This window comes from Mesorhizobium sp. M7A.F.Ca.AU.002.02.1.1 (assembly GCF_003998535.1).
Classification (GTDB): Bacteria; Pseudomonadota; Alphaproteobacteria; order Rhizobiales; family Rhizobiaceae; genus Mesorhizobium; species Mesorhizobium ciceri.
Genome location: NZ_RZPB01000119.1, coordinates 1 through 11,657, shown reverse-complemented (window position 1 = coordinate 11,657; position 11,657 = coordinate 1). Strand labels below are relative to the sequence as shown.

10 protein-coding genes and 1 pseudogene are annotated in these 11,657 nt (G+C 62.7%); 5 read left to right on the top strand and 6 right to left on the bottom strand.

Features of this window, described 5'->3' with window-relative positions:
* On the bottom strand, positions 1-221 hold a 221-nt coding region (locus tag EN879_RS10380; protein ID WP_164774369.1), incomplete at its 3' end, for a LysR family transcriptional regulator.
* A 119-nt stretch (positions 222-340) separates the two neighbouring features.
* Between EN879_RS10380 and EN879_RS10375 the strand changes: the two are divergent.
* A pseudogene (locus tag EN879_RS10375) lies at positions 341-1,521 on the top strand (MFS transporter).
* A 53-nt stretch (positions 1,522-1,574) separates the two neighbouring features.
* The gene (locus EN879_RS10370) at positions 1,575-2,609 is read left to right on the top strand and encodes an aldo/keto reductase (protein ID WP_063169459.1); all 1,035 of its coding nucleotides are present in this window, start codon (positions 1,575-1,577) and stop codon (positions 2,607-2,609) included.
* Between the two features lie 242 nt (positions 2,610-2,851).
* Here EN879_RS10370 and EN879_RS10360 read toward each other — a convergent pair whose 3' ends face one another.
* Entirely contained in the window at positions 2,852-3,124 is a 273-nt protein-coding gene (locus EN879_RS10360) for an usg protein (RefSeq protein WP_013529022.1), read from the bottom strand.
* 302 nt (positions 3,125-3,426) lie between these two features.
* Here EN879_RS10360 and acs point away from each other — a divergent pair, with 302 nt between their 5' ends.
* Positions 3,427-5,382 carry an acetate--CoA ligase gene (acs, locus tag EN879_RS10355; RefSeq protein ID WP_013529021.1) on the top strand — a complete coding sequence of 652 codons (1,956 nt, stop codon included), beginning with the start codon at positions 3,427-3,429 and terminating at the stop codon, positions 5,380-5,382.
* Positions 5,382-6,125 (top strand): MOSC domain-containing protein, encoded by a 744-nt coding sequence (locus EN879_RS10350; RefSeq protein WP_063169460.1) that lies wholly within the window; start codon positions 5,382-5,384, stop codon positions 6,123-6,125. Before acs ends, EN879_RS10350 begins: the two co-directional genes overlap by 1 nt.
* Before the next feature lies 1 nt (position 6,126).
* On the opposite strand, the gene EN879_RS10345 is transcribed toward EN879_RS10350, so the two are convergent.
* From EN879_RS10345 to EN879_RS10335, 3 genes are all read right to left on the bottom strand, one after another.
* Positions 6,127-7,395, bottom strand: a complete 1,269-nt coding sequence (locus EN879_RS10345) for a cyclopropane-fatty-acyl-phospholipid synthase family protein (RefSeq protein ID WP_063169461.1) — start codon at positions 7,393-7,395, stop codon at positions 6,127-6,129.
* A 364-nt stretch (positions 7,396-7,759) separates the two neighbouring features.
* Positions 7,760-9,238: a pilus assembly protein gene (locus tag EN879_RS10340; RefSeq protein ID WP_063169462.1), complete on the bottom strand. Its 1,479-nt coding sequence runs from the start codon at positions 9,236-9,238 to the stop codon at positions 7,760-7,762.
* Between the two features lie 524 nt (positions 9,239-9,762).
* Positions 9,763-10,632, bottom strand: coding sequence for a transglutaminase family protein (locus tag EN879_RS10335; protein WP_013529017.1), 870 nt, complete (start codon positions 10,630-10,632; stop codon positions 9,763-9,765).
* Positions 10,633-10,797: 165 nt separating this feature from the next.
* On the opposite strand from EN879_RS10335, the gene EN879_RS10330 reads away from it, so the two are divergent.
* Positions 10,798-11,463, top strand: a complete 666-nt coding sequence (locus EN879_RS10330) for an HAD-IA family hydrolase (RefSeq protein WP_063169463.1) — start codon at positions 10,798-10,800, stop codon at positions 11,461-11,463.
* A 7-nt stretch (positions 11,464-11,470) separates the two neighbouring features.
* Here the strand turns inward: EN879_RS10330 and EN879_RS10325 are convergent.
* Positions 11,471-11,657 (bottom strand): DUF1674 domain-containing protein (locus EN879_RS10325; RefSeq protein ID WP_127274045.1); only part of this gene is annotated, 187 nt, incomplete at its 5' end.

Here is an 11,657-nt window from a genome sequence, read left to right as displayed (position 1 = left end):
CCGCTCTCGTAGAATGCTGTGCCTTCCGGCGTCAGTTGCAGCTTTCGCGTCGAGCGGCTGACCAGCCGCGCGCCAAGCCGGGCCTCCAGCCGCGCGATCAGCTTGCTCACCGCCGACGGCGTCATGCGCAACGCGCGTGCCGCGGAGGAGAAACTGCCTTCCTCGACGACGCGCACGAACACTTCGATCTCGCCGGAGCGATTGATGTCGGGCCTGGCCATTTATGAATCTATTTCACAGAAAATATGCCCAAGGCAAGTCTGGTTCACAATGCAGGGAAGCACGATCTCAGGGGTCGGGGCGCGGGACGGCGCTCTTCGCATCGAAGTGGAAAACCGCCATGCCTCTTGCTCTCTACGCCCTCGCCGCCGGTGCCTTCGGCATCGGCGTCACCGAATTCGTCATTATGGGTTTGCTGCTCGATGTCAGCAAGGATCTCGGCGTTTCGATCTCGGCTGCCGGCCAGCTCATTTCGGGCTATGCGCTTGGCGTCGTCATCGGCGCGCCGTTGCTGACCATCGCCACCGGCAACTGGCCGCGCAAGACCGTGCTTCTGGCGCTGATGGCGATCTTCACGCTCGGCAATCTCGCCTGCGCGTTGGCGCCCGACTACTGGACGCTGATGGGCGCCCGCATCATCACCGCCTTTGCCCACGGCACTTTCTTCGGCGTCGGCTCGGTGGTCGCCACCGGCTTGGTCGCGCCCAACAGACAAGCCTCGGCGATCGCGCTGATGTTCACCGGCCTGACCATCGCCAACATCCTCGGCGTGCCCTTCGGCACATGGCTCGGCCAGGCCTTCGGCTGGCGCGCGACCTTCTGGGCCGTGACAGTGGTCGGTGTGGCCGCCTTCGCCGTCATCCTGGCTCTGGTGCCACGCAGCCGGACGGCGCCCGAAAAGAGCGACCTGCGCGCCGATCTCGCCGTTTTGCGCCGCACCCCCGTCCTGCTCGGCCTCGCCACCACCGTGCTCGGCTATGCCGGCGTCTTCGCCGTCTTCACTTATATCGCTCCGTTGCTGACCGAGATAAGCGGCTTCAAGGAAGCAGCCGTGTCGCCGATCCTGCTCGTCTTCGGCGGCGGTCTCATCGCCGGCAATTTGCTTGGCGGCAAGGTCGCCGACCGCTGGCTTGGCCGTCCGTGCTGGGCAGCCTCGTGGTGCTGGCCCTGGTGCTCGCAACGATGACCTTCGCCATCCACAGCCAGGTGATGGCCGTCATCTATGTCGGCCTGCTCGGTGCCGCCGCCTTTGCTACCGTGGCGCCGCTGCAGATGTGGGTGCTGGACAAGGCGCAAGGTGCCGGCCAGAGCCTCGCCTCGTCCTTCAACATCGCCGCTTTCAATCTCGGCAACGCCGCAGGCGCCTGGCTTGGCGGCGCGGTGATTGCCCACGGCCTTGGTCTGGGTTCCCTCACCTGGGTCGCCGCCCTGCTGCCGCTCACGGCACTCGGCGTGGCGGGCCTGGCGCTGCGTCTCGATCGCACCCCGGCGCTCGGCGCACCTGCCTCCATCCGCTCGTGACTACCCTCGGCAAACCCGCTTCCGACACCCTTCATACCACCAGGAGTAAAAAGATGGATTATCGACGTCTCGGTGCATCGGGCTTGAAAGTGCCCGCACTCTCCTTCGGCGCGGGAACCTTTGGCGGTTCCGGCCCGCTGTTCGGCGCCTGGGGCAACAGCGACGCCAGGGAAGCGCGGCGGCTGATCGACATCTGCCTGGAGGCCGGTGTCAATTTGTTCGACACGGCCGACGTCTATTCGAACGGCGCTTCTGAACAGGTGCTTGGCGACGCGATAAAAGGCCGCCGCGATGCCGTGCTGATCTCGACCAAGACCGCGCTGCCGATGGGCGATGGGCCGGGCGATTACGGCTCGTCACGTTCGCGGCTGATCAGATCCGTGGATGATGCGCTGAGGCGCCTCGGCACCGACTACATCGACCTTTTGCAGCTACACGCCTTCGATGCCGGCACGCCGATCGAGGAGGTGCTGTCGACGCTGGACAACCTGATCCGTGCCGGCAAGCTGCGCTATGTCGGCGTCTCCAACTTCTCCGGATGGCAAGTGATGAAGTCGTTGGCGCAAGCCGACAGCCAAGGCTATCCGCGCTATGTCGCCCATCAGGTCTACTATTCGCTGGTCGGCCGCGACTATGAGTGGGAGCTGATGCCGCTCGGCCTCGACCAGGGCGTCGGTGCATTGGTGTGGAGCCCGCTTGGCTGGGGCCGCCTGACCGGCAAGATCCGCCGTGGCCAGTCCCTACCGGAAAAGAGCCGGCTGCACGACACGGCAAGCTTCGGTCCGCCGGTCGAGGACGAGCATCTCTATCGAGTGATGGATGCCCTCGATGTCGTGGCCGAGGAAACCGGCAAGACCGTGCCGCAGATCGCCATCAACTGGCTGCTGCAGCGCCCGACCGTATCGTCGGTCATCATCGGCGCCCGCAACGAGGAGCAGTTGCGCCAGAACCTCGGCGCCGTCGGCTGGACCTTGACGCCGGGGCAGATAAGGCAGCTCGACGCGGCAAGCGAAGTCACCGCGCCCTACCCGTACTTCCCGTATCGGCGGCAGGAAGGCTTTGCCCGGTTGAACCCGCCGGTGGTTTGAGCGCATCGGGCCGTCATGGCGCAAGGTTCGCGGGCCAGCGCCCCCCTCTGGCCTGCCGGCCATCTCCCCCTCAAGGGGGGAGATCGGATGTCGCGGCGACTTTCGCCAATCGCAGGCGTAACAAGGGGCGGCGTTGTCGGTGGAGCTGCCAATCTGCCCACTTGAGGGGGAGATGTCCGGCAGGACAGAGGGGGGCGTCGTAGAACGCCGACCTCAAGAAGCCGTTGCTGCGAAACTTGCCCCTAGTGCAGCACAAACTCCCCATCCACCTTGCGCCATTCATTCGGCGCGATCAGCTTCTGGTGGGTGTAGCTGATCGAATGCAGCGGCCCGTCCAGCTTGGCCTTCCAGAATTCGATGAACTTGATCAGCACCGGAAACTTCGGCGCGAGATCGTAGTCCTGCCAGATGAAGCTCTGCAGCAGATGCGGGTGATCGGGAAAGTGATAAAGAATCTTGGCAGTGGTCAAGCCATAGCCTTTGAGCATCAGGTCCATTTCGGCATGGTCGCGCATGACGGTCCCCAGGTTGATTCGCCTGTCCTCCCACGGCTGATTGTGCGCGCCGCTGATTAACCGTCTATTGATTTTTTCTTCATCTGAACCGGCTTTAGCTTGCGAAAACATGCGGTTAGCAGCGCACCTCTTCGAGTGCTGACAGCCCTGGAGAAGCTCCCTGCGGCATCCCGCCGCGCGAATCCAACGTCTAATGTTGCCGTAACGGCGGAACTGGTAATAATGCCGCCGAATTCGCGGCCGTGTCGCCGCGATCCCGCCGGCATTTCAAGCCGGCGATTGGTTCGGGAGGAAAGTCAGGAATGTCCGAGGTTCATGTCCATCGCGTCCAGCCGGCGTGGAAGAAAAACGCGCTGATCGACAATGACACCTACCTGAAATGGTATGCCGACAGCGTCAAGAACCCGGACAAATTCTGGGGCAAGCACGGCAAGCGCATCGACTGGTTCAAGCCGTTCAGCAAGGTCAAGAACACCTCCTTCGACGGCAAGGTCTCGATCAAATGGTTCGAGGACGGACTGACCAACGTTTCCTACAACTGCATCGACCGGCATCTGAAGAAGCGCGGCAACCAGACCGCCATCATCTGGGAAGGCGACAATCCCTACGACGACAAGAAGGTCACCTATAACGAGCTCTACGAGCATGTCTGCCGGCTCGCCAATGTGATGAAGAAACACGGCGTCAAGAAAGGCGATCGAGTCACCATCTACATGCCGATGATCCCGGAAGCCGCCTATGCGATGCTGGCCTGCACGCGCATCGGCGCCGTCCATTCGATCGTCTTCGGCGGTTTCTCGCCGGATGCGCTGGCCGGCCGCATCGACGACTGCAAGTCGACCTTCGTTATCACGGCTGACGAAGGCCTGCGCGGCGGCAAGCCGATCCCTTTGAAGGAAAACACCGACAGGGCGATCGAGATCGCCGCGAAAGCCGGAACGAAAGTCGAAAAGGTGGTGGTCGTGCGACGCACCGGCGGCAAGACCGGCTGGGTTTCAGGCCGCGACGTCTGGTATCACGACGAGATCGCGACGGTGAAAGCCGAATGCAAGCCCGAGAAGATGAAGGCCGAGGACCCGCTGTTCATTCTCTACACGTCGGGTTCGACCGGCAAGCCGAAGGGCGTGCTGCACACCACCGCCGGCTATCTCGTCTACGTCTCGATGACCCACCAATATGTCTTCGACTACCATGACGGCGACATCTACTGGTGTACCGCCGATGTCGGCTGGGTCACCGGCCACAGCTACATCGTCTACGGCCCGCTCGCCAACGGCGCCACCACGCTGATGTTCGAAGGCGTGCCGAACTATCCGTCGCAGTCGCGCTTCTGGGAAGTCATCGACAAGCACAAGGTCAATATCTTCTACACCGCGCCGACGGCGTTGCGCGCGCTGATGGGCGCCGGCGATGCGCACGTGAAGAAGACGTCGCGCAAGTCGCTGCGCGTGCTGGGTTCGGTCGGCGAGCCGATCAACCCGGAAGCCTGGGAGTGGTATTTCAACGTCGTCGGCAACGGCAAGGTGCCGATCGTCGACACCTGGTGGCAGACCGAGACCGGCGGCATCCTGATCACGCCGCTGCCAGGTGCGACCGACCTCAAGGCGGGTTCGGCGACGCGGCCTTTCTTCGGCATCAAGCCGCAGCTGGTCGACGGCGAGGGCAAGGTGCTGGAAGGTGCGGCCGACGGCAATCTGTGCATCACCGATTCCTGGCCGGGCCAGATGCGCACCGTCTATGGCGATCACGACCGCTTCGTGCAGACCTATTTTTCGACCTACAAGGGCAAGTACTTCACCGGTGACGGCTGCCGCCGCGACGCCGACGGCTATTACTGGATCACCGGCCGCGTCGACGACGTCATCAACGTTTCCGGCCACCGCATGGGCACGGCCGAAGTCGAATCGGCGCTGGTCAGCCATGAGAAGGTTTCCGAGGCCGCGGTCGTGGGCTATCCCCACGACATCAAGGGCCAGGGTATCTACAGCTACGTCACCTTGATGAAGGGTGCCGAACCCACCGAGGAGCTGCGCAAGGAGCTTGTTGCCCATGTCCGCAAGGAGATCGGCGCCATTGCTTCGCCCGACAAGATCCAGTTCGCGCCGGGCCTGCCGAAGACGCGTTCCGGCAAGATCATGCGTCGCATCCTGCGCAAGATCGCCGAGGACGATTTTTCTGCCCTGGGTGACACCTCGACGCTGGCCGACCCGGCCGTCGTCGATGATCTGGTCGCCAACCGGCAGAACAAGAAGAGCTGATGCAGGCCGCGCTGGGCACTGTCAGCGAACTCTGGCGCTATCCGGCGAGTTCGCTTGCCGGCGAGCGCCTGAAAACAATCTCGGTCGACGTCGAGAGCATCGACGGCGACCGCCTGTTCGGCCTTGTCGACGTGTCCGACAACGAGATCGCACGACCGGACCGCGACGCGAAATGGCACAAGGTGCCGCGCATCCGCACCCGGCTGTCGCCGACCCTGGAACTCGAGATTGCCGTTCCCGAGGGCGACTGGCTGGCCGCGCCAAGCATCGAGAGCGACCGCGCGGTGTCGGCCTATCTCGGCTTCGAGGCCTCGCTCCGTCCGTTTCGCCGCGAGAATGCCGGGCCTGACTATTCCGGCCCGCTGACCGCGGAGCGCTACCGCAAGGCGCCGATTCATCTATTGACCACGGCTTCGCTGGCACGCCTGAAAGCATTGCACCCGGAAGGGGTCGCCGACCCGCGCCGCTTCCGCCCCAACATCGTTGTCGACATGGCGGCCATCGAAGGCTCGTTTCCCGAAACGGAATGGATCGGCCGCAAGCTTGCCGTCGGCGATCTCCTGCTGACCATCTCGGAACCCTGCCGCCGCTGCGGTTTCACCATTGTCGCCCAGGATGGCTTCGACCATGATCCGGCGATCCTGCGCAACCTGGTCCGTCACAACGCCCATAATCTCGGCGTCTATTGCACGGTCGACAGGCCGGCGCGCGTCGAAGTCGGCGACGCGATGCGCTTCCTGTAAGCTATCGATACAGATCCGCCCGTGTCGGCGGCAGGCCGCTTGGACCGCGCGCGCGCTTGGTCACGACGGTCTGGAAAATCTGTGCCGATGCGCGCTCGAAGGTGATCGAACAGCCCGTCAGGTAAAGCAGCCATAGCCGCGCCCTGGCCTCGCCCACCTCGGCGATTGCCTCATCGAAGCGGGCCTGCAGCCGCTCGGCCCACAGCCTGCAGGTGCGGGCATAGTGCTCGCGCAGGTTCTCGACATCGTAGACGAGAAAACCATGCGCCTCGAGATTGCCTGTTGTCATGCCGATGGTGTCGAGTTCGCCGCCGGGAAAGATATATTTGAGCAGCGCCTTGAACTCCGGCCCCTTGCGCAAGGTCTTCTTGATGTCGCCCTTGCTGCGCCGGGTGATGGCGTGGTGCAGATAGATGCCGCCCGGCTTCAGCAGGCGATGAATGGTCTTGAAATAAGTCGCATGGTTGGCGAGCCCGAGATGTTCGAACATGCCGATCGACGAGATCTTGTCGAAGCTGCCGGTGAGTTCCGCATAGGATTTGATCTCGATGGTGATGCGGTCCTCCAGCCCCTCGGCGCGAATGCGTTCGCGGGCCAGCTCGGTCTGCGCCTGCGACAGCGACACACCGTGGCCGACGACGCCGTAGTTCTTTGCCGCATGGATCAGCATGGCGCCCCAGCCGCAGCCGATGTCGAGCAGTCGTTCGCCCGGTTTCAGCCGGAGCTTGCGGCAGATGTGGTCGAGCTTGTCGACCTGGGCCTCGTCGATGCCATTGGCGAAATCCTTGAAGTAGCCGCAGCTATAGACCATGCGCTCGTCGAGAAAGAGCCGGTAGAAGGCGTTCGAGATGTCATAGTGATGCTGGATCGCCTCCTGGCTCGAACCGCTGACATAGGGATTGCGCCCCGACAGATCGGTCCGCGCGCTCATCTGCTTGCGTGCCAAAAGCACGGAAGGCAGGTCGCGCAGGATCGCCATTTTCGGCAGCGACTTGAGCTTGGTTCTGAGCTTGCCTTGCGACGGCAGGGCATAAAAATCGAAGATCGTCCCGTCTTCGATGTCGATGGTCTTGGAAATCCACATCTCGATCAGCGTCGACAGGGACGGTCGCTTCACGATCTGCCAGACGATGTCCTGGTCGTTGATGGTGAGCACCGGACCAGTGGCGGGGCCTATCCGCTCCCCGGTCCACAGCCTGACCGCAAAACCCGGCTTCAATGTTTCGATCACCGTTCGAACGATGCGAGCGGCCTTTTCGGCTGCCTCCATGCGATTCCTCCGAATGCTGGCTCAGGGGCAGAAGTTTGCCCGGTCGGCCTGGCAATCGCAAGCCGGCCCGCACCAGGCCCGCCCCTTGGTTAATTTCAGACCTGCACCTTGTCTTTTGCTGCAATGCACCCCATCATGAGTATGTGTTCAACAAATCGAAAGGAGGTGATCCGATGTCGAGTGATTTCGTTTTCCAGAACGTGGCCTCAGCGGATTGCACTTTCGGGAAGCAGTCTTCCCGTTAAGGCGCGAAATGCGCGGCGGCTGACCTGATAGGTCATCGCCATGGGCCGCGCCACGGACGGAAACACGGAAGGCCGCCGGCTTCGAAAGAAGCGGCGGCCTTTTCCGTTTGCGGACCAGACTACTGGGTCAATGCGATCTTTTCGGTGTTGCGAATGATTTCCTGAAAGGCGTCGTCCAATTCGGCTCCGGTGGACACGTCGAAGAAATGCCTCTTGGCGGCGGAGGTATCCTTCGACGAACAATCCTTCAGCACCGCCTTTGCCTGGTCCCGCTCGGTTGTCGACATATCCTTGTCGTCCAGATCGAAGCCGATGGTGAAAATCTCGATGCCGTCGTTTTTCATGTTGTCGCACAGCGTTTCGGCGTTGCCGCGCGCAAGGGTGCCCTGCCTGTTGTAGCTGTCCCCAGCACCGGCGAAGGCCGTATTGAACTGGCCATCGGTCATCAGGATCGCGACCTTGGCGATCTTCTTCGGATCGGCATCCGAGGCACCCTTGCCAAGACCGGCATTCCTGATCGCAGTGCGCCATTGCGGCGACAGCATATAATAGGTCCACTGAATGGCGATCGCGCCGGCCGTAAACCCATTGGCCCGGAAGTCCTCGATCGATTCAAGCAAGGCATCGGAATCGGCGGTCAGCGGGATCACTTTCGCATCAGGGCACCTGTTCATGTCCCCGTCACCGAGATGATCGTCCCGGTTGACCAGAGCATAGTATTTCTTGCCGTTCCCGTCGGTGCGGACAGTATCCGGGCCGTCGGCGCTCATATCCGCGTTGCCGTTCTTGTCCTTGCGCTCGGTGGCGCAATTGTCGGGGCGTGGCATCGCCGCGCCGACAATGGAGATGTAGTCGCTGAAGGACGGCAGCAGATTTTTGCCCGTCTTGGCGACGAGAAGCGGACTGCCGGCGACGGGTGGGAGCTCAGTGCTGGCTTGTTTTTCGGCATAGACGTTTTCCGCCAGCTTGCCGGCGTTGACGCCAGATGCATAAGGCACAATCGCGACGCGGATGCGGGGGTTCTGCGGATCCTGTTTCTGCAGCATCGTCTGGACGGCGTTTTTTGCAGCTGTTTTCAGATCGCCGATTTTGTCGACCTTGCCGCGCTTGGCCATCGACCCCGTTATGTCGAGCATCATCGCCACTTCGACGGTCTTGTCCGAATAGAGCGCCGTCGTGGAGGCGGCGACGCGTTTCATGTCGCCCGTGCCAAAAATCGGGAAATACAGCCCGACATCGACATGGGCGTCAGCCTGGACCGTCTTGGCGGTCCTGTTGACGATCAGCCTGTCGAGTACGATCTGGTCGGCCTGCAGAATGCCTGCCTGGCTGTTGGCGTCGAGAAAGGCCTGCACCGATTTGTTGGCATCGGCTTCCTTGATGGCGCCGGTCGTTAGGTCGCGTGCCGTCGATGTGACCGCGGCGTCGACGACGCCTTGGAGGCTCGATCTGGCATTGTAGAGCTGCGATACGTTGACCGAGAAGCCAACAGCCAGCGCCAAGACCGAGGCGCTGAGGCCGAACAGGATTGCGAAATTTCCACCGCGATCCCTGGCGAACCCGCCGATCGCGTGAACAAGACCCCCGTAATTCCGCATCCTACAGCCTCCATTCGCCTCGGCCTCGTCGCCGCGGACAGGGCAATGCAGGATTCCCGCCGGATGACGCCGCTGGCTGGCAGAAGGCCGGCCGCTTGCCGCCAAATCATTGTTTTTGTTCGGCTTCAAGCTCCGCAAAGGTGAATGACTGGTAAACAGAAAAGCGCGGCCGCGGCTGCGTTTACGAGCCGGTTACCATGCTCAAGACGAAGCAATCACGGAATCCCGATGACGTCCTGTTGCGGGACAGGGTCCGTGTGCCGAAGCGGGCCAGTTGTCCCGAGACTGCAGGGCGCGAAATGATCGGATCCAACGCCTCCGGCCGTCGAAAGACCAAAGCGCCATCACGTTTGAAAACCAGGGCCGCTTTTGGCCGCGCCTCAAGGGGGTGTTGAGATTCAGGTCAGGCCAGGTCGAAAATGATGGCTTTCGAGAACCGGAGCGGAGCGGACATTTGGTCCGTGAGCACCGGAAGCGCAGAAAGCCGTCATTTGCAGACCGGCCTCACCTGAATCGACATACCGTTAGGCCAGCATCTGTGCGCCGACGGTCCTGTCGATACCGTGGTAGGGCGGGTTGAACAGATTGCCTTCCTGTTCATAGGTCCATACCTTGAACAGGCTGAGCCGGTGGGCGCCGAAACTATGCAGCAGCGGCACGTCGGTGGCGTCGCGGCCGCGGGCGATGACGATGCGGCCGATTCTTGGCGTGTTGTGGCGAGGATCGAACGTGTACCATTTGCCGTCGAGGAACACTTCCAGCCACGCCGAAAAGTCCATCGGTGCCGGATCGGCTGGCACGCCGATATCACCGAGATAGCCGTTCACATAGCGTGCCGGAATATTCATGCAGCGGCAAAGCGTGATCGCCAGATGAGCGAAGTCGCGGCAGACCCCGACGCGTTCCTCATGCGCCTGAGCCGCCGTGCGGGTCGAGCGCGCATAGCCATAGCCGAACGACAGCCGGTTGTGGACATAGTCGACGATCGCCTGCACGCGCGCCCAGCCGGACGGAATGTCGCCGAAGAGCTGCCAGGCCAGGCTGCTCAGATGATCCGTCTCGCAATAGCGGCTGCCCAGGAGATAACCGAGAACTTCGTCCGGCAGGTCCGCCACCGGCACTTCCCTGGCCAGCGTGTTTACCTCGTCCGTCTCGCCGCTGTCCTCGACGACCGCGTCGTACAGGATGCGAAAACCACCGGCGGGCGCTGTGAAGCGCCGGCAGGCATTGCCATGCAGATCGTGGTACAGCCTTGTCGGCACCGCGGGCGAGGTCAGCACCCGCGTCTGCCGCTTGATATCAGCCTGCCTGTCCCGATGGATCTCGAGCACTGAAATCACCGGCGTGGCGGCTACGCATTCGATGGCGATTTCATAGCCGAGCCGGATCAGCATCGTTGGTCCCCCCTTCGATCTTGTGAGAAGCAGTCCTTCCCAAACGCCCGGAGGATACCGTGGTTCCCTGGGCCGATCGAAAAGCCCACCCCGTGTCTTCCCCTGCCGCGGTCGAGACGTTAGGTTCGGCAACCCCACCAGCGCTCCCCGGACTCAAGGAAAATCATGTATTCAAGCAGAAAATTCGCGGCCTTCCTCTTCGACATGGACGGCACGCTCATCAATTCCATCGCCTCGGCGGAACGGGTGTGGAGCGATTGGGCACGCCGCCAGGGCCTCGACGTCGCTGCCTTCCTGCCGACGATCCATGGCGTACGCGCGATCGAGACCATCACCGGCCTGGCGCTGCCGGGCGTCGACCCGGCACACGAGGCTGATCTGCTGCTGAAGGCCGAGGCGGCCGATCTCGAAGGCATTATCCAGATCGCCGGCGCCGTGGCATTTCTCGATTCGCTGCCGCCCGAACGCTGGGCGATCGTAACCTCCGCCCCACGTGAGCTGGCGCTGTTGCGCATGAAGGCCGCGGGCATCCCCGTCCCGGCCGTCATCGTCGCAGCGGAAGATGTCTCCCGCGGCAAGCCGGCGCCCGATTGCTTCCGGCTTGGCGCGGAACGGCTCGGCTTCGACGCGCGCGACTGCCTCGTGTTCGAGGATGCCCCGGCCGGCATAGCGGCAGCCGAAGCGGCGGGCGCGGCGGTCATGGTCATCAGCGCCACGCACAAGCACCCCTTGCCAACGCAACACGCCGCGATCGCGGGCTACGACATGGTGGGCATCACCGTCGACGAGCGTGGCTGGATCGCGCTCGAGCCGCAGCGCAACGCCGCCTAGGCCGCGTCTAGAAATCGCTGGTCAGGCCCTTTACCTCCCAGTCGCCGTAGCGGCCGGGCTCCTTGCCGCCGCGGCCGCCGATTTCCTTCGGCGCCGAGGCTTCCTTTTCCAGGTACTTTACACGCCTTGCTTCGGCTTCCGCGAGCGCACGTCTGGCTTCCGCCGTCCGCGCCTTTGGCTCGACATCATGGGCA